Annotated in this window: 22 protein-coding genes; 15 read left to right on the forward strand and 7 right to left on the reverse strand. The window is 58.8% G+C overall.

What is annotated here, in order from left to right:
• Positions 1-25: 25 nt before the first annotated feature.
• The 10 genes from ffh (at position 26) to trmD (ending at position 6272) form a co-directional block, all read left to right on the forward strand.
• Positions 26-1534 (forward strand): signal recognition particle protein, encoded by a 1509-nt coding sequence (ffh, locus tag C8N31_RS00415; RefSeq protein ID WP_025046975.1) that lies wholly within the window; start codon positions 26-28, stop codon positions 1532-1534.
• Complete coding sequence (locus C8N31_RS00420) at positions 1531-1863, forward strand: NIPSNAP family protein (RefSeq protein ID WP_025046976.1); 333 nt, start codon at positions 1531-1533, stop codon at positions 1861-1863. The genes ffh and C8N31_RS00420 overlap by 4 nt, the downstream gene beginning before the upstream one ends.
• On the forward strand, positions 1860-2363 hold the full coding sequence (locus tag C8N31_RS00425; RefSeq protein WP_025046977.1) for a GNAT family N-acetyltransferase: 504 nt from the start codon (positions 1860-1862) through the stop codon (positions 2361-2363). The genes C8N31_RS00420 and C8N31_RS00425 overlap by 4 nt, the downstream gene beginning before the upstream one ends.
• A 277-nt stretch (positions 2364-2640) precedes the next feature.
• Positions 2641-2937 (forward strand): chorismate mutase, encoded by a 297-nt coding sequence (locus C8N31_RS00435; protein WP_025046979.1) that lies wholly within the window; start codon positions 2641-2643, stop codon positions 2935-2937.
• Positions 2938-2980: 43 nt separating this feature from the next.
• Positions 2981-3382, forward strand: a complete 402-nt coding sequence (gene rpsP / locus C8N31_RS00440; protein ID WP_025046980.1) for a 30S ribosomal protein S16 — start codon at positions 2981-2983, stop codon at positions 3380-3382.
• 18 nt (positions 3383-3400) lie between these two features.
• A complete protein-coding gene (gene bluB, locus C8N31_RS00445; RefSeq protein ID WP_025046981.1) occupies positions 3401-4030 on the forward strand; it encodes a 5,6-dimethylbenzimidazole synthase in 630 nt (209 codons plus the stop codon).
• Position 4031: 1 nt separating this feature from the next.
• Positions 4032-4181 (forward strand): hypothetical protein, encoded by a 150-nt coding sequence (locus tag C8N31_RS20240; RefSeq protein ID WP_170116147.1) that lies wholly within the window; start codon positions 4032-4034, stop codon positions 4179-4181.
• Entirely contained in the window at positions 4178-4699 is a 522-nt protein-coding gene (gene rimM / locus C8N31_RS00450) for a ribosome maturation factor RimM (protein WP_025046982.1), read from the forward strand. The genes C8N31_RS20240 and rimM overlap by 4 nt, the downstream gene beginning before the upstream one ends.
• A complete protein-coding gene (locus tag C8N31_RS00455) occupies positions 4699-5487 on the forward strand; it encodes a hypothetical protein (RefSeq protein ID WP_025046983.1) in 789 nt (262 codons plus the stop codon). The genes rimM and C8N31_RS00455 overlap by 1 nt, the downstream gene beginning before the upstream one ends.
• Positions 5484-6272, forward strand: a complete 789-nt coding sequence (gene trmD, locus C8N31_RS00460; protein ID WP_025046984.1) for a tRNA (guanosine(37)-N1)-methyltransferase TrmD — start codon at positions 5484-5486, stop codon at positions 6270-6272. Before C8N31_RS00455 ends, trmD begins: the two co-directional genes overlap by 4 nt.
• A gap of 21 nt (positions 6273-6293) precedes the next feature.
• Here trmD and C8N31_RS00465 read toward each other — a convergent pair whose 3' ends face one another.
• Entirely contained in the window at positions 6294-6545 is a 252-nt protein-coding gene (locus tag C8N31_RS00465) for an HP1242/YdcH family protein (protein WP_025046985.1), read from the reverse strand.
• A 23-nt stretch (positions 6546-6568) separates the two neighbouring features.
• The gene (gene ppk2 / locus C8N31_RS00470; protein WP_025046986.1) at positions 6569-7462 is read right to left on the reverse strand and encodes a polyphosphate kinase 2; all 894 of its coding nucleotides are present in this window, start codon (positions 7460-7462) and stop codon (positions 6569-6571) included.
• Between the two features lie 340 nt (positions 7463-7802).
• On the opposite strand from ppk2, the gene rplS reads away from it, so the two are divergent.
• Positions 7803-8177: a 50S ribosomal protein L19 gene (gene rplS, locus C8N31_RS00475; protein ID WP_025046987.1), complete on the forward strand. Its 375-nt coding sequence runs from the start codon at positions 7803-7805 to the stop codon at positions 8175-8177.
• Positions 8178-8189: 12 nt separating this feature from the next.
• Positions 8190-8411, forward strand: a complete 222-nt coding sequence (gene rpmE / locus C8N31_RS00480; RefSeq protein ID WP_025046988.1) for a 50S ribosomal protein L31 — start codon at positions 8190-8192, stop codon at positions 8409-8411.
• A gap of 79 nt (positions 8412-8490) precedes the next feature.
• On the opposite strand, the gene C8N31_RS00485 is transcribed toward rpmE, so the two are convergent.
• From C8N31_RS00485 to C8N31_RS00495, 3 genes are all read right to left on the reverse strand, one after another.
• Positions 8491-10011: an ABC-F family ATP-binding cassette domain-containing protein gene (locus tag C8N31_RS00485; RefSeq protein ID WP_025046989.1), complete on the reverse strand. Its 1521-nt coding sequence runs from the start codon at positions 10009-10011 to the stop codon at positions 8491-8493.
• A 216-nt stretch (positions 10012-10227) separates the two neighbouring features.
• Positions 10228-10962 (reverse strand): HWE histidine kinase domain-containing protein, encoded by a 735-nt coding sequence (locus tag C8N31_RS00490; protein WP_211313759.1) that lies wholly within the window; start codon positions 10960-10962, stop codon positions 10228-10230.
• Between the two features lie 18 nt (positions 10963-10980).
• On the reverse strand, positions 10981-11313 hold the full coding sequence (locus C8N31_RS00495) for a PAS domain-containing protein (RefSeq protein ID WP_170116148.1): 333 nt from the start codon (positions 11311-11313) through the stop codon (positions 10981-10983).
• Between the two features lie 170 nt (positions 11314-11483).
• Here C8N31_RS00495 and C8N31_RS00500 point away from each other — a divergent pair, with 170 nt between their 5' ends.
• The gene (locus C8N31_RS00500) at positions 11484-12293 is read left to right on the forward strand and encodes a division plane positioning ATPase MipZ (RefSeq protein WP_025046990.1); all 810 of its coding nucleotides are present in this window, start codon (positions 11484-11486) and stop codon (positions 12291-12293) included.
• A gap of 5 nt (positions 12294-12298) precedes the next feature.
• Here the strand turns inward: C8N31_RS00500 and C8N31_RS00505 are convergent, their stop codons facing one another.
• Both C8N31_RS00505 and C8N31_RS00510 read right to left on the reverse strand, forming a co-directional pair.
• Complete coding sequence (locus C8N31_RS00505; protein ID WP_037917717.1) at positions 12299-13159, reverse strand: DMT family transporter; 861 nt, start codon at positions 13157-13159, stop codon at positions 12299-12301.
• Between the two features lie 26 nt (positions 13160-13185).
• Positions 13186-13635, reverse strand: coding sequence for a MarR family winged helix-turn-helix transcriptional regulator (locus tag C8N31_RS00510; RefSeq protein ID WP_025046991.1), 450 nt, complete (start codon positions 13633-13635; stop codon positions 13186-13188).
• A gap of 69 nt (positions 13636-13704) precedes the next feature.
• Between C8N31_RS00510 and hmgA the strand changes: the two genes are divergently transcribed.
• Together hmgA and fahA are read left to right on the forward strand one after the other, a co-directional pair.
• Positions 13705-15066 (forward strand): homogentisate 1,2-dioxygenase, encoded by a 1362-nt coding sequence (hmgA, locus tag C8N31_RS00515; protein WP_025046992.1) that lies wholly within the window; start codon positions 13705-13707, stop codon positions 15064-15066.
• A gap of 96 nt (positions 15067-15162) precedes the next feature.
• Positions 15163-16416 (forward strand): fumarylacetoacetase, encoded by a 1254-nt coding sequence (fahA, locus tag C8N31_RS00520; RefSeq protein WP_025046993.1) that lies wholly within the window; start codon positions 15163-15165, stop codon positions 16414-16416.
• The last annotated feature ends 36 nt before the right edge of the window (positions 16417-16452 follow it).

Consider the following 16452-nt stretch of genomic DNA (forward strand, 5'->3'; position numbering starts at 1 on the left):
CCGACCGACGAAAGGGCCTATGCCCATGTTTGAAAATCTCAGCGAACGCCTTTCCGGTGTCTTTGACCGCCTGACCAAACAGGGCGCCCTGTCCGAGGACGATGTCAAAACCGCCCTGCGCGAGGTGCGTGTGGCCCTGCTTGAGGCAGACGTATCGCTGCCCGTCGCCCGCGACTTTGTCAAAGCGGTGCAGGATCAAGCCACAGGTCAGGCCGTCACCAAGTCCATCACCCCCGGTCAGCAGGTCGTCAAAATTGTCCACGACGCCCTGATCGACGTGCTGCAAGGCGAAGGTGAGCCCGGCGCGCTTAAGGTCGACAATCCGCCAGCCCCGATCCTGATGGTCGGCCTGCAAGGCGGCGGTAAGACCACCACAACCGCCAAACTCGCCAAACGCCTCAAGGAAAAAGACGGCAAACGCGTGCTGATGGCCTCGCTTGACGTGAACCGCCCCGCCGCGATGGAACAGTTGGCGATCCTCGGCAACCAGATCGGCGTCGACACCCTGCCGATTGTCAAAGGCGAAGATCCCGTCGCCATCGCCAAACGCGCCAAGACCCAGGCCGGCCTTGGTGGCTATGACGTCTATATGCTTGATACCGCGGGGCGCCTGTCCATCGACGAAGAGCTGATGCAACAGGTCAAAGCGGTGCGCGATGTCGCCACCCCGCGCGAAACCCTGCTGGTGGTCGATGGCCTGACGGGTCAGGACGCTGTGCACACCGCAGAAAACTTTGACGAACGCATCGGTATCACTGGCGTGGTCCTCACCCGGATGGATGGCGACGGACGCGGCGGCGCAGCCCTATCCATGCGTGCCGTTACCGGCAAGCCGATCAAATTTGTCGGCCTGGGCGAAAAGCTGGACGCGCTGGAAACCTTTGAACCTGAACGTGTGGCAGGCCGTATCCTTGGCATGGGCGACATCGTCGCGCTGGTTGAAAAGGCGCAGGAAACCATCGAGGCCGAACAAGCCGAAAAGATGATGCGCCGCATGACCAAAGGTCAGTTCAACATGAACGACCTGAAAATGCAGCTTGAACAAATGATCAAGATGGGCGGCATGCAAGGCATGATGGGCATGATGCCCGGCATGGGCAAAATGGCCAAACAGGTCGAAGACGCAGGCCTTGATGACAAGATCCTCAAACAGCAAATCGCGCTGATCCAGTCCATGACCAAACGCGAACGCGCCAACCCACAGCTGTTGCAGGCCTCCCGCAAGAAACGCATCGCCAAGGGCGCGGGCATGGAAGTGTCCGATCTCAACAAGCTGATGAAAATGCACCGCCAGATGTCCGACATGATGAAAAAGATGGGCAAGATGGGCAAAGGCGGCATGCTGAAACAGGCCATGAAAGGCATGTTCGGCAAAGGTGGCATGGACCCTGCTGCAATGGCCCAAGGCATGGACCCCAAAGCATTGGAAGCCGCCGCCAAACAAATGGGCGGCAAACTGCCCGGCGGTCTGGGCGGCATGGGCGGCGGCATGGGCCTGCCTTCCGGTCTCTCCGGGTTTGGCAAAAAGAAATGATCACCTGCTCGCTGACATATGAAATTGACCCGGCCAAGGTTGATGATTTTGAAACCTACGCACGGGCGTGGATCAAGATCGTCAACCGCATGGGCGGCACGCATCACGGCTATTGGCTGCCCCATGAGGGCGCCAATGACATTGCCTATTGCCACTTTTCATTTACCAGCCTCGCCGCCTACGAAGACTACCGCAGCCGCATGGCACAAGACCCCGAATGCCAGGCCGCCTATGCCTTTGCGGAACGCACCAGCTGCATCCGACGCTATGACCGCAGCTTTACCCGCCCGGTTCTCGACGGCCGCGCGCTGGAGGGCGATCAGCTGTGACACAAGCCCCGATCCTCACCGGCGACACAATCCGCCTGCGGCCACACCGGCTGTCTGATATGGATGCCTTCTGGGCTTTCTACCAGTCTCCTCGTGCTGCCCTGATGGATGTGCCGAACAACAAGACCCACCTGTGGTACGGCTTTGCCTCCGAAGTCGGCAGCTGGGACCTGACCGGAATGGGCGGCTGGGCCATTGAAACCCAAGACGGCGATTTTGCCGGACAGGTTGCCATTACCCACCCCCCACATTTTGCCGAAACGGAACTTGGCTGGATGGTCTTTGACGGCTTCGAGGGGCGCGGCATCGCAGGCGAGGCGACCAACCTCGCCCTGACCTATGCCCGTAACACGCTTAAACCGGTCAGCCTTGTCAGCTACATCCACAAAGACAACACGCGCTCCATCGCACTGGCCAAACGACTTGGCGCCCGCCCCGATCCCGCCGCCATCCCACATGACGAGACCGATGTGGTCTACCGACATGAGGTGCCGCAATGACCTGCCTCTTCACCGGTGATTCTGCGCAGGGTCAAGGATCGCGCAGCGACCAATCTTTGATTGGCCTGTCCTTGACGCTGGGCGGAATCGCCACCCACCCTCGCACAGGTGACTTGAGCGCAAACCTGCGGCTCAAGCACCTCTGCGCAAAACGGGCCACCGCCCGATCCACGGCCGCCGCGCCGATGACGTGGGCTCAGGATGCAACAGGCGCCCATAATCTCATCGAGCGTCAGCGCGGCAATGGGATCACGTCCAATGACCGGAGGAATTTCGCATGACTGACCCCGTAACCCGCGCAGCAGACGTGCTCAAAGGCCACCGCGCCTCCATTGACCGGCTCGACGCGATCCTCGTCTTCACACTGGGCGAGCGGTTCAAACACACACAGGCAGTGGGGAAACTCAAAGCCGAACACGACCTTCCCCCGTCCGATCCAAACCGCGAAGCGGACCAGATCGCACGGCTCGAAGATTTGGCGAAAGAGGCCGACCTCGATCCCGAATTCGCCAAGAAGTTTCTCAACTTCATCATCGCTGAAGTCATTCAGCACCACAAAAAGCACCAATCGTAAACCGGGGTTCACTCCGGCATCAAATCCAAAAGGACTACACACCATGGCTATGAAAATTCGTCTCGCCCGCGGCGGCTCCAAAAAGCGCCCCTTCTACCGTATCGTTGCAGCGGACAGCCGCATGCCACGCGATGGCCGTTTCATCGAAAAGCTGGGCACATATAACCCGCTGCTGCCAAAAGACAGCGAAGAGCGCGTGAAAATGGACATCGAAAAGATCCAGGACTGGATCTCCAAGGGCGCCCAGCCAACAGAGCGCGTTGCACGTATGCTCGAAGCGGCTGGCGTGAAAGAAAAAGTTGCACGCAACAACCCCAACAAAGGCACACCGGGTAAGAAAGCTCAGGAACGTGTAGAAGAGAAAGCCGCCAAAGCCGCAGCAGCAGCCGAAGCCGCCGCAGCCCCGGCCGAAGAGGCACCTGCTGACGAAGCCGCAGCAGAATAATCAAGACCAGCGCCCGGCATGGAACAGTTTTGTGATGATTTCCGTGCCGGGCTGCACGACCTGATGCGCTGGCGGCGCGATGTGCGCCACTTTCGCACCGATCCGGTGGACGAGGCCTTGGTGCAAACCTGCCTCGACACCTTCAACTTCGCCCCCTCCGTGGGCCTGTCAGAGCCCTGGCGCATCCTGCGCGTGGCCTCGGACACCGCGCGACAAGCCGCGCTTGAGAATTTCAGAACCGCAAATGAAACGGCCCTTGCCGGCTATGACGGTGATCAGGCGGCCCTTTATGCCTCTCTCAAATTGTCGGGCATGCAAGATGCCCCCGTGCAACTGGCAATCTTTTGCGATGACACCACAAGCAAGGGCAGCGGCCTGGGTGCCGCTTCAATGCCGGAAATGCGCCGGTATTCGGTGGTTGGCGCCGTCACCCAGATGTGGCTTGCTGCCCGCGCCTATGGTTTGGGCATCGGCTGGGTCTCCGTGCTTGACCCGGATCGCCTGAGCCGTGATCTTAAGGCCAAGGAAGGGTGGCATCTGGTGGCCTATCTCTGCCTTGGCTGGCCAAAGGAAGAGAGCCTGACGCCGGAACTGGAAACCAAAGGCTGGGAACATCGCGCCCGGCATCTGAATATCGAGACACGCTGATATGTTGCGCCTGATCATCTTGCTGTTTGCCGCCGCCATCGGCTTTGGCCTTGGCATCAAATATGACCGCATGCAGATGGCCGCCGAATGCGCCAATGGCGAGGGTGAATGGACCGGCACGATCTGCGTCAATTCGGAGCTTTTGCAATGACCGACAGAATTTGTGTAGGGGCCATTGCCGGCGCTTATGGCGTTAAGGGCGAACTGCGCATCAAAAGCTTTTGCGCCACCCCCGAAGACATCGAAAACTACACCCCGCTGTGGTCCGAGGATGGCAGCCGCCAGTTTGCCCTGGCCATCCTGCGCCCCATCAAGAACGGGTTTTCCGCCCGCATCGCAGATGTCGCCACCAAGGAAGACGCGGACGCCCTGCGCGGTGTGAACCTTTTTGCCGACCGGGATCAGATGCCTTCCCTGCCCGACGACGAATTTTATCATGCCGATTTGATCGATCTTGAGGTCTATGACACCGGCGGCGTACTGCTGGGCCGTGTGAAGACCGTTCAGAACCACGGCGCGGACGATCTGCTGGAACTGCAATTGGCCGGAACCTCCGCCACGACATTTGTGCCCTTCACCAAGGCTGCGGTCCCGACCGTGGATCTCAGCGCGGGCCGCATCGTCGCTGATCCGCCTTTGGGCATTCTGCCGGAAACGGACAAAGGCTGATGCCGCGCCGGATCATCCTGCATGCAGGGTTTCACAAGACCGGCACGACCACCCTTCAAGCCACCCTGCGCGAGAACCGCACCGCGCTGAAAAAACACATCGCGCTGCGCCTGCGTTGGCATCTCAAGGATTTGCTGTCCGCCACGCGTGGCTATTCAACATGGCGCGATCCCCTGACAATGCTCAAGGTACAAGACCGGTTTGAGGCGATGTTGAGCGATCTCCCCGGCATGCCACGACGCAGTTTGATTATCTCTTCCGAGGAACTTTGCGGCCATCTGCCCGGTCGCGGCGACCTGATGGATTATTCCGCCTCCCCCGTTCTGCTTTATGCGTTCTGGGACAGCATCCGCCAACGCTTCCCAAAGGCCGACATTCTGATCTACCTGACCACACGCGCCCCGGACGCTTGGCTGCGCTCAGCATGGTCCGAACATGTCAAATCGTCCGGCATGACGATGGATTTCGCGGCGTTTGAACGCAAATATGCAGAGGCTGCCGAACTTGATGCTATGGTTCAGGAGATCGCCAGCCGCGTGCCCGCGCCGGTGCATCACGCCGCGCTTGAAGACTGTGCTGACCTGCCGCTTGGAACCGTCGATCCCCTGCTGGATCTCTGCAAGATCCCGCTTGCCTTGCGCAGCACCCTGCAAGCGCCCGCCCCCGCCAATACACGATTGGAGGATGACATCCTGCAGCAGATGTTGCAGATCAACCGCACCCATGACGGGGCCGAGGCCCGCAATGCCGCCAAAGCGGCACTCTTGAACAAGGTGCAGGACAGATGAAACCGACACGGTCCCACGGCCGCCAATCCATTCGCGCCACGCTGCAACCGCGCGAGCTGATGCAGGACAAACCGGATTATGCCGATGTTTGGCAGGCCCGGATCGTGACGCTTTTTCCCGACCTTTTTCCCGGTGTTCTGGGGGCCAGCCTGACCGGCAAGGCCTTGCAGGACGGGCTTTGGCAATTGCACACTCATGATCTGCGCCAATTCGGAATTGGCAAACACCGCAATGTCGATGACACCCCAGCGGGCGGCGGTGCAGGCATGGTGATGCGTGCCGATGTGGTTGGCCCCGCGATTGAGGCGGCGCAGGGCCACGCCCATGGCCGCTGGCCGATCCTCTATATGTCGCCGCGCGGACGCCGCTTTGATCAGGCGATGGCCCGTGATCTGGCGGGATGTGCAGGGGTCACCATGCTGTGTGGACGGTTTGAAGGGGTCGATGAACGGGTCATCGAACACTACGGCATCACCGAGGTCTCGCTTGGGGATTTTGTGATGACAGGGGGCGAACTGGCCGCCCAAGCGATGATCGACGCAACCGTGCGCCTACTGCCCGGCGTGCTGGGCAATGCCGAAAGCACAGTCGAGGAAAGCCATTCAAACGGGCTGCTGGAGCATCCGCAATACACCCGCCCGGCAATCTGGAACGACCGTGAAATTCCGCCGGTGTTGATGTCTGGAAATCACAAGGAAATCGCCAAATGGCGCAGCGCGCAATCGTTGGCCCTCACGCGGTCGCGGCGGCCCGATCTGATCACGGATGAGGACGGCGATACCTGATCGCCATCCCCGCTATTTCATTCAAGCCGATTCAGTGTTGGCCTTCACATAGGCATAAATCTCGTCCTTGAGCGCCATACGTTCCTTGCGCATATCGACCATGTGATCATCGCTTGTTGGCTCTACATCGGTTTCTGCCCGGTGCAATGCACGGTTCAGCGTGTGATAGGCATCGCTCAGCTTCTCGAAATGGCTGTCAGACTGACGCAGGGCCGCCATTTGATCCACCAATTCCGGGAACTCTTCGGCCAGTTCATGTGGTGTGTGAGACATAGGTGATTTTCCTTCTGTTGGGTTTATGTACGTTTCCGGCTCTTCGGATGCAGCGAAGATGCAAGAATGTGATCGCTGTCGCGCAGCAAGGCTTCGGCCTGATGAAAGATCAACGGATCGGGCGCTTGGACCACGCTGTGATCTTTGTCCGGGTAATCCAGCTGTGACAGGAAATGCCGCATGCAAGTCAGCCGGGCGCGTTTTTTGTCGTTTGACCGGATCACTGTCCAAGGCGCATCGGCGGTGTCGGTGTAGAAAAACATCGCTTCTTTGGCTTCGGTGTAATCGTCCCACTTATCAAGGCTGGCCCGATCAATCGGGGACAGTTTCCACCGCTTGAGCGGATCGGTCTCCCGCGAGGCAAAGCGGCGCTTTTGCTCTTCTTGCGTGACCGAGAACCAGTATTTGAACAGCTTGATCCCGGACCGGACCAACATCCGTTCAAATTCCGGCGTCTGGCGCATGAATTCGAGGTATTCCGCCGGAGCGCAAAAATCCATCACCCGCTCCACACCGGCGCGGTTGTACCAAGACCGGTCATACAGAACGATCTCGCCCGCCGTGGGCAGATGTTTGACGTAGCGTTGAAAGAACCATTGCCCGCGTTCTTCGTCCGTGGGTTTGTTCAGGGCCACAACACGGGCTGCACGTGGATTGAGATGTTCGGTGAACCGCTTGATTGTGCCGCCTTTGCCGGCCGCATCACGGCCTTCAAACAACAGTACAAACTTCTGGCCGGTTTCCTGCACCCAATGCTGTACTTTCAACAATTCAACCTGAAGCGCCGATTTTTCGGCCTCATAAGTCTTGCGGTCCAGCTTGGTTTTGTAGGGATATTCGCCCTGCTCAAACCCAACAATCGCCGCACTGCGATCGGAATGCTCCACTGCCTCTACCTGCTGTGTTTTGGCCGTCATGCTGTCCCCTTTCAATCTCCGTTTTCCTCTTGCGGCCCAACCTAGCCATATGTGCCGCCCCCATGCCTTGACGTGGATCAAGCAAAGCGGCAAAGCTGTGGAACTCGGATCAAATCCATGCGGATTTTCCCCCCTTGATCCTCGCAAACTTCCCCCCTATACCCCGCCCATCCGGAATCGCTTGTCGCGTCTCCGGTGCTTTGCGTTTTGTGCAGGGCAAACAAGGAATGACGATGCTACCTCCGGCGGGCCGCTACGGCGCAGTCCCGATAGACCCCGAAGCTCTTGGATCGCGCAATAACTTCGTGGAACACCACGAGCATCAAAGGAGAAGCGTCAGATGAACCTGATCGCAGAGATTGAGGCGGAACAAATCGCCGAACTCGCCAAGGAAATCCCGGATTTCCGTGCCGGCGACACCATCCGCGTTGGCTTTAAAGTCACCGAAGGCACACGTACCCGTGTTCAGAACTACGAAGGCGTCTGCATCGCCCGTAACAACGGTCACGGCATTGCCGGGTCTTTTACAGTTCGCAAAATCAGCTTCGGCGAAGGTGTTGAGCGCGTATTCCCGCTGCACTCCACCAACATCGACAGCATCACAGTGGTCCGCCGTGGCCGTGTGCGTCGCGCCAAACTGTACTACTTGCGCTCACGTCGTGGTAAATCCGCGCGTATCGTTGAGAATTCCAACTACAAGCCGAAAAAAGCGTAAGGGGCCGGATCAATGAAAGCCGATACACATCCCGAATACCACATGATCAACGTCAAAATGACTGACGGAACGATCGTGCAGATGAAATCCACATGGGGCAAAGAAGGCGACCAGTTGTCGCTGGACATCGATCCATCCGTGCACCCCGCATGGACAGGCGGCACATCCCGCCTGATGGACACCGGTGGCCGCGTGTCCAAGTTCAAGAACAAGTACGCAGGTCTCAGCCTGTAAGGCACCTGATAACGTATGTTACGAAAAAGGCGTGGACCCCGGTCCGCGCCTTTTTTATTGCCCGATGGAATCTGCGGCCTTAGCCCCCCGCCATTTCGCCTTGCAAAAAGGCATCGGGGCTGTCGATCTCTTCCAGCTTCTTGCCGTTGATCCACCAGAACCTGTTGCCCACATTGCGCAGAAAACTGCGGTCGTGACTGACCAACAGACATGACGCACCATGGGCGATCAATTCATCCTCCAGCGCCTCCTGCCCTTCGATATCCAGATGGTTGGTCGGTTCATCTAGCAAATAGAAATTCGGGTTCTTCAGCCGCAGCACCAACATCGCCAGACGCGCCTTTTGCCCGCCGGACAAGGCACCGATCTTGGTGTCCTGCATCTGGATGTTCACGCCAGCCCCGGCCAGCAATCCCCGCGCCCGTTGGTCTCCTACATCGAACTGACCCGCCACTGTTGTCATTGGCGTCGCAGCATCGTCCAGCTGGCTGAGATGTTGATCCGAATAGGCAGGCACCACCGATGGCGCGGATTTGACCGCGCTGCCTTCCAGCCCCTCCAACGCGCGCTGCACCATCTGGATCAACTGGGTCTTGCCCGTGCCATTGGCCCCCAGCAACACCACGCGATCCCCTTTTGAAATCCATTTCTGCCCGGTCCGGTACAGCAGCCGCCCGTCCGGTGTGGTCACATCCGCCTCGTCAAAGGTGATCAACGCTTTGGCATGGGTGCCGCTGTTGCCCAGCTTGATCTCGCCCGCGCTGCGTTCTTTGTGCGCCGGTTTGGCCGCAGCTTCCATCTTGGCGGCGCGTTCGGTCAACTGCTTGGTCTTGGTGATCAACAGATCAGAGCCGGAGTTGATCCCGATGTTCTTGAGCTTGGCCGCCTGTTTGCGCAACTGCTGCGCCTTGTTCAGATCATTGGCAAAGCGGCGCTCGTCGGCCGCGTCCGCCTCTTCCAGCGCGGCCCGCGCGGGTGTGAAAGACAGATCAAACACCCGCGACCGTTCCGCACGCAAGAACAACGTGCGGTTTGTGGTGGCATCCAGGAACGCCCGGTCATGCGAAGTGATCAGCACCGGCAGTTCCCTAGGCAATGCCGCAATCCAGCTCTGTAACAACCCGATCCGGTGCAGATCAAGGTGGTTGGTCGGCTCGTCCAACATCAACATATCCGGCTCAGTGATCCAGGCTGCGGCCAGCAATGCGGTGCGCTGCCAGCCACCGCTGAGCGTATTCAGGGGCTGATGTTGCAAGTCATACGGCACCGCAAGTTCATCCAGCGCCACGTCCACGCGCCAGCTTTCGTATTCGGCTTGCTCGGTCGGGAGGGCGTCGAGCACCAGATCATAAAGCGTCAGCTCTTGTGCCGCCTCAGGCACGTATTGCTGCACGTGGCCGATGCGCAATCCCCGTGCGCGGGTCACGTCCCCTGTGGTCTGTTCAAACTCACCAGCCAAACAGCTCATCAAAGTGGATTTGCCGCGTCCGTTCGCAGCAACCAAACCGATCCGGTCGCCTTTGGACATGGTCAGGTTCAGATCGGTAAAAAGCGGGTCACCAAGGGTCACGCCCAAGGCATTTACATTCAACAGTGTCATTGTGGTCTCAAGTCATATCAAAACGGGCCGCAAAGCGGCTTGAGGCAGACCAATGGGCAATTGTTCCCAGATCAGCCCTGCAAACGGATTTACAGGGCGGCGCGGGGACCATGCTGAAGACGGCGGATGATACGCATATTCAGCTGTTGCCCTCCTGTTGTTGAAATAGACCGTTTCCTCAGACTAGAAAAACCCTGCCGCAATGGCAACCATGGATCACAGCGGGAAATCCGCCTTAACGATCAACCCACTTTCGCGCCAATCAAAGGCCATATCGCCGCCGGTGCTGGTGGTCAGGGTCTTGATGATGCGTGATCCACTTTGCCGGGCGGGCACAACCACGGGCGGGCCGTTGGTTTCTTCCCAATGAAAGGCAATGCTGCGCCCCTCTTCGCGGTCCTGCACCACCCATCGCAGCTCAACCCGGCCTTCGGCCACACTGAGCGCACCATGTTTGACCGAATTGGTTGCCAACTCGTGCAGGCCAAGCGTGATGGGCGAAATCAACCCGGCAGGCAGCGCAACCGCTGGTCCGGACAGGTTGAGCTGCACCAAACCGCCCGGCGCGTAGGGGGCGACAATGGTCCGAGCCAGCGCTTCAAATTCTGTTCCCTCATCCGTATTGGGCCGGATCGTGTTGAAATGCACATCGCTCAGCGCCGTCAGACGCTCACCGATCTTGGTGGCCAACGCCGCGGTGTCATTTTCCTCACGCCCCGTCATGCGCACAATCACATTCATCACGTTCACAATATTGCGCAACCGGTGCAGCAGCTCATCATCGGCAAGCTGGCGGGCTTGCTTCTCCATCTCGCGCTTGGCTGTCACATCCAGTTGCGAGCCGAAGTAGTACATCAACGCCCCGTCATCATCGAGGATCGGACCAATTTGCAGGGCATTCACAAAAGACGTGCCATCCTTGCGGTAGTTCAGGATCTCAACCGTATCCACCTCAGCGCTTGCAATCACTTAGCGGATCGCTGCCACACTTTCCTCCGTGGTGCCGGGCCCCTGCAACATCCGGCAGTTCTGGCCAATGACTTCGTCCTCGGCATACCCTGTCAAATCGCAGAACGCCGCATTGGCAAAGACAATGGGATTGTCCGGCAAGGTTGGATCCGTGATGCAAAGCGGGATCTGCGCATGGCGCACAGTTTCCGCAATAGCCCGATCATTGCGCAACGCCCACGCGCCATCCTTGCCGTTACCGTTCAACGTCACACTCCGATAAAAATTTCGCACCAAGGCCGTCTTGCGCATCCGGTGCGGGCGCATCATAGAGACACAAACCCAAGCGGGCACGCGGCCCCTAGCGTTAAGCATAAGGTCTCAAAGCACAATTTGCCAAGCCTCCGATCCGGTGACGCAGGGGGAGGGATTGCAGATGCTAACGCTTTCAAATTCAGGCAACCCAACATATAGTGGTGCCCAACAAGATCCTGTGAGTAACAGGCATGAAGAGGGACAGCAGAATGGCGCATATCATTGTCGTCGGTAACGAAAAAGGCGGCGCGGGCAAATCGACCGTTTCCATGCATGTGGCCACGGCCCTTGCCCGGATGGGCCACCGCATCAGCGGTCTGGATCTGGATTTGCGCCAACGCACTTTTGGCCGCTACATCGAAAACCGCCGCGCTTATCTTGAGGAATCGGGTCTGGATCTGGCTTGCCCTGCGCTTTGCGATTTGCCCGAAGTGGCGCAAGAAAGCCTGCGCCCTGGCGAGAACATGTATGATCACCGGCTTAGCGCGGCAGTGGCACAGATGGAAGCCGACAACGATTTTATCCTGATTGATTGCCCCGGCTCCCACACCCGGCTCAGCCAAGTGGCGCACTCCTTGGCCGATACGTTGATCACACCTCTGAACGACAGCTTTATCGACTTTGATCTGCTGGCCCACACCGATGCCAATGGTGAAAAGATCACCGGACCCTCGGTCTATTCCGAAATGGTCTGGAACGCGCGGCAGTTGCGGGCGCAGGCCGGCCTGTCCGCGATTGACTGGGTCGTGGTGCGCAACCGCATGGGTGCACAGCGCATGGTCAACAAGGAAAAGATGGAACGCGCGATTGAGAACCTCAGCAAGCGCATCGGGTTCCGCATCGCGCCGGGCTTTAACGAGCGGGTGATCTTCCGCGAGCTGTTCCCGCGCGGTCTGACCTTGCTGGACCTCAAGGACATTGGCGTCAAACAGCTCAATATTTCCAATATCGCGGCCCGTCAGGAATTGCGCGATCTGGTCAAGGCACTGAACCTGCCGGATGTGACCGTCGATTTCTGATACCGCTACCCGCGGTGCCGCAGCAGCACCGCCAGATTGGACAGAAACAGCGCACCAATCACAATCGCGCCGCCAATCAGCGCATAGGGGCCGGGATATTCACGGATCACACCCCATGCCAAAAGCGGCGCGAGCACGGATTCCAACAAAACCAGCAATCCCACCTCTGCCGAGGTGATATAGCGCGGCCCGATGGCCAGCAGCACAGAACTGATCAAGATCACCCCGGCATGGGCCAACACCAGCGGCCATGCACCGCTTGGCATATCAAAAGGCGCGGCCCATGGCAGGATCAACAGCGCCGCCATGACATACCCCATCGCGACCGCCGCCACCATTGACGTCCCCTTGGCCGCCCGCGCTGCTGTCAATGCCGCCGCAAACAGCGCCGAAAGGCACAGCGCCAGCAGATCACCGGCGATATGCGCGTTCTCGGTCTCGCCTGATCCATAGGCGATCACCGCAAGTCCCGGCACCACGGCGGCAATGGTCAACAGCGTGCGCTGACTGAACGGTTCGGACAGAAAAACGCGGCTAAAGACAGCGGCAAACACCGGCAGCGAGGCAATGATAAAAACGACATTGGCGACCGAGGTCAGGCTAACCGCAATCACAAACAGAACACCGCTGGCACCCACGCCAACGATATAGATCCATCCATAAATCCCGGTCGCCAGAACCGCCCGAAACGGCGCGGTACCACCCCGCAGCAACAACCAGACCCCAGTGCCACCCCCCGCCAGCAGAACCCGCCAAAACGCGATGGTCAGGGGATCAGCAGGGATCAACCGCACAAAAAGCGAATCCGGCACCACGAACAGGACGCCGAAAAAGGTTATCAACAGGCCTTTGGTCTGATCACTCATGCGCCATCGGTGACGGGTTTGTGTGCCTAAGTAAAGCGGCCCGGATCAACCTGAGACAGTTTGATCAACGCCTTGCGCAGCACCGTGCCTTCTTGCGGGGTCAATACAGACAGCAGCTTGTGTTCGTACTGCCGCGCAGTTTCACGCAGATCCTTGTAAGCCGCTTCACCTTGGGCCGTGAGGGCAAGATGTTCCACCCGCCGGTCTGTCTTGTCCTTGGTGCGGGTCAGGAACCGCCGTTCGGCAAGGCGCTGCACCGCACGGCTGATTTTGGTTTTATGAAGTCGCGCCCGGCCGCCGATCTCGCTTGCGGTCATGCTGCCATAAAGGCCGAGGTGAAACAAAACGCGCCATTCGGTGCGCAACATGCCATAACGGTCTTTGTAGACCTGCTGAAACGCGAGGGAACTGACCTCCGCCGATTGGTTCAGCAGATACGGAAGGAATTCTTCAAGCTCAAAATTGTCGGTTGGCATGTATCACACCGCTTGTTAGTTACAAAAACAACTATTACATCCGCAACAAATTCGCAACAGGGGAAACTCATGAACCGTCAGACTAGTCCCAGCGGCATGATCCGCGCCGCATCGCCCGCCGGCCCGCACGAAGGCTATATGCCCGGCTTTGGCAACGATTTTGAAACGGAGGCCCTGCCCGGCGCTTTGCCGCAAGGTATGAACAGCCCGCAAAAATGTAACTACGGTCTTTATGGTGAACAGCTGACCGGCACTGCCTTTACCGCACCCAGCCACCAGAACGAACGCACATGGTGCTACCGTATCCGCCCCTCGGTGAAACATTCGCACCGCTACGAACGGATCGACCTGCCCTACTGGAAATCCGCCCCGCATATTCCGCAAGATGTGACATCACTGGGCCAATACCGCTGGGATCCCGTGCCGCATTCCGAAGAAAAACTGACATGGCTTTCGGGCATGCGCACCATGACATCCGCCGGTGACGTGAACACGCAGGTTGGCATGGCCACACATATCTACCTCGTGACCGAAAGCATGGTGGACAGCTATTTCTACTCCGCCGACAGCGAATTGTTGGTGGTGCCTCAGGAAGGCCGCCTGCGGTTCTGCACCGAACTGGGCATCATCGATCTGGAGCCTAAGGAAATTGCGATCCTGCCGCGCGGGTTGCTGTACCGTGTTGAAGTACTTGATGGCCCTGCACGTGGGTTCGTCTGCGAAAACTATGGGCAAAAATTCGAATTGCCGGGCCGCGGCCCCATCGGGGCAAATTGCATGGCCAACCGCCGTGATTTCAAAACCCCTGTTGCGGCCTATGAGGACCGCGATGCGCCCTCAACCGTGACCATCAAATGGTGCGGGCAATTCCATGAAACCAAGATCGGCCATTCGCCGTTGGATGTTGTCGCATGGCATGGCAATTATTGCCCGGTCAAATATGACCTGCGCACCTATTGCCCGGTCGGCGCGATCCTGTTTGATCACCCCGATCCCTCGATCTTTACTGTGCTGACCGCCCCTTCGGGCCAGCCGGGCACCGCAAACATCGACTTTGTCCTGTTCCGTGAACGCTGGATGGTGGCCGAAGATACCTTCCGTCCGCCCTGGTATCACAAGAACATCATGTCCGAGCTGATGGGCAACATCTACGGCCAGTATGACGCCAAGCCGCAGGGCTTTGTTCCCGGTGGCGTGTCTCTGCACAACATGATGTTGCCGCACGGGCCAGACAAGAACGCCTTTGAAGGGGCCTCCAACGCCGATCTTCAGGCGGAAAAGCTGGACAACACCATGTCGTTCATGTTCGAGACCCGCTTCCCGCAGCACCTAACAGAATTTGCCGCCAAAAAGGCGCCGTTGCAGGATGACTACATCGACTGTTGGGAAGATATCGAAAAGAAATTCGATGGAACTCCGGGCCAGAAATGACGCCCCAAATTGACAGGTTGTGGTGGGGATGATCCCCACCCTACCTTGCTTGCATAGGGCGGGAGACTTCCCGCCGCACCGATTAAAGGACCATACATGACCCTCCTCCCCTCTTGGGTGACCAGCGCCAACAGCGCAGACACCGACTTTCCTCTGAACAACCTGCCCTATGGCGTGTTCTCGACCGACGATCTGTCGCCGCGTTGCGGTGTGGCCATCGGCGATATGATCCTCGACATGGCCCGCGCCGAAGAGGAGGGGCTGGTCAACCTCAATGACGAGGCGCTGTTTGACGTACCGTTCTGGAACGAAGTCATGGAATTGGGCCCCGACACATGGTCCAGCCTGCGCGCCCGCCTGACCGAGATCCTCGCCGAAGGCTCGCCCGATCAGGCCGCCGCTGCGCCGCTTTTGATCGCCCGCGCCGACGCCGAATTGCACCTGCCGTTCCTCGTTTCCGAATACACCGATTTCTACGCAGGCCGCCAACACGCGGAAAACATGGGGTCCATCCTGCGCGGCGGCCCTGAATTGCCCGCCAACTGGCTGCATATCCCCATCGGCTACAACGGCCGCGCCTCTTCGGTCGTGGTCTCCGGCACCCCCATCACCCGCCCCCTTGGCCAGATCAAGGCGCCTGACGCCGAAGCGCCAAGTTTTGGCGCCAGCAAGCGCCTCGATATCGAGCTGGAAATGGGCGCGGTCGTCGGCATGGGCAGTGAGTTTGGCCAGCCGATCACAACCGAGCAAGCCGATGAGATGATCTTTGGCTATGTCCTGCTGAACGACTGGTCCGCGCGGGACATTCAAGGCTGGGAATACCAACCGCTTGGCCCGTTTCAAGGCAAGGCTTTTGGCACCTCTATCTCGCCGTGGATCGTCACCAAAGAGGCGCTTGAACCTTTCCGCACCGAGGTGCCGGAACGCAGCAAGGAACTGCTGCCCTATCTGGCAGAGACCAAACCGGGACTTTATGACATTGACCTCGAAGTGCTGATGCAACCCGAAGGCGCGGCCAAAGCCATCTCCATCGCCAAAACCAACTACAGCCGGATGTATTATTCCGCCGCGCAACAGTTGACCCACCACGCGGTTGGCGGTTGCGGGATGAACCCCGGCGATTTGCTCGGCTCAGGCACGATCTCAGGCCCCACCCGCGCCGAATACGGATCGTTGATGGAACTCAGCTGGGCGGGACGCGAACCCTTCACGCTGGAAACCGGCGAGACCCGCGGCTTTCTCGAAGATGGCGACACGATGACCCTGCGGGGCGCAGCAAATGGTGACGGTTACCGCATCGGCTTTGGTGACTGCACCGGACAAATCCAGCCCGCCGTCAAATTCCCCTAATGACCCTTCTTAGGGCTGAGCGTTCGCCTCAGCCCA

Source organism: Sulfitobacter mediterraneus, from assembly GCF_003054325.1.
In the GTDB taxonomy this organism is placed as follows: Bacteria; Pseudomonadota; Alphaproteobacteria; order Rhodobacterales; family Rhodobacteraceae; genus Sulfitobacter; species Sulfitobacter mediterraneus.

What these genes read in the sequence shown, in the direction of transcription:
- C8N31_RS00455 (WP_025046983.1), top strand. Translation starts at nt 4,699, where the DNA reads ATGCCGCGCCGGATCATCCTGCATGCAGGGTTTCACAAGACCGGCACG.
- C8N31_RS00505 (WP_037917717.1), bottom strand. Translation starts at nt 13,159, where the DNA reads ATGAGTGATCAGACCAAAGGCCTGTTGATAACCTTTTTCGGCGTCCTG.
- rplS (WP_025046987.1), top strand. Translation starts at nt 7,803, where the DNA reads ATGAACCTGATCGCAGAGATTGAGGCGGAACAAATCGCCGAACTCGCC.
- fahA (WP_025046993.1), top strand. Translation starts at nt 15,163, where the DNA reads ATGACCCTCCTCCCCTCTTGGGTGACCAGCGCCAACAGCGCAGACACC.
- bluB (WP_025046981.1), top strand. Translation starts at nt 3,401, where the DNA reads ATGGAACAGTTTTGTGATGATTTCCGTGCCGGGCTGCACGACCTGATG.
- C8N31_RS00420 (WP_025046976.1), top strand. Translation starts at nt 1,531, where the DNA reads ATGATCACCTGCTCGCTGACATATGAAATTGACCCGGCCAAGGTTGAT.
- C8N31_RS00510 (WP_025046991.1), bottom strand. Translation starts at nt 13,635, where the DNA reads ATGCCAACCGACAATTTTGAGCTTGAAGAATTCCTTCCGTATCTGCTG.
- rpmE (WP_025046988.1), top strand. Translation starts at nt 8,190, where the DNA reads ATGAAAGCCGATACACATCCCGAATACCACATGATCAACGTCAAAATG.
- trmD (WP_025046984.1), top strand. Translation starts at nt 5,484, where the DNA reads ATGAAACCGACACGGTCCCACGGCCGCCAATCCATTCGCGCCACGCTG.
- ffh (WP_025046975.1), top strand. Translation starts at nt 26, where the DNA reads ATGTTTGAAAATCTCAGCGAACGCCTTTCCGGTGTCTTTGACCGCCTG.
- C8N31_RS00465 (WP_025046985.1), bottom strand. Translation starts at nt 6,545, where the DNA reads ATGTCTCACACACCACATGAACTGGCCGAAGAGTTCCCGGAATTGGTG.
- C8N31_RS00500 (WP_025046990.1), top strand. Translation starts at nt 11,484, where the DNA reads ATGGCGCATATCATTGTCGTCGGTAACGAAAAAGGCGGCGCGGGCAAA.
- rimM (WP_025046982.1), top strand. Translation starts at nt 4,178, where the DNA reads ATGACCGACAGAATTTGTGTAGGGGCCATTGCCGGCGCTTATGGCGTT.
- ppk2 (WP_025046986.1), bottom strand. Translation starts at nt 7,462, where the DNA reads ATGACGGCCAAAACACAGCAGGTAGAGGCAGTGGAGCATTCCGATCGC.
- C8N31_RS00485 (WP_025046989.1), bottom strand. Translation starts at nt 10,011, where the DNA reads ATGACACTGTTGAATGTAAATGCCTTGGGCGTGACCCTTGGTGACCCG.
- C8N31_RS20240 (WP_170116147.1), top strand. Translation starts at nt 4,032, where the DNA reads ATGTTGCGCCTGATCATCTTGCTGTTTGCCGCCGCCATCGGCTTTGGC.
- C8N31_RS00435 (WP_025046979.1), top strand. Translation starts at nt 2,641, where the DNA reads ATGACTGACCCCGTAACCCGCGCAGCAGACGTGCTCAAAGGCCACCGC.
- hmgA (WP_025046992.1), top strand. Translation starts at nt 13,705, where the DNA reads ATGAACCGTCAGACTAGTCCCAGCGGCATGATCCGCGCCGCATCGCCC.
- rpsP (WP_025046980.1), top strand. Translation starts at nt 2,981, where the DNA reads ATGGCTATGAAAATTCGTCTCGCCCGCGGCGGCTCCAAAAAGCGCCCC.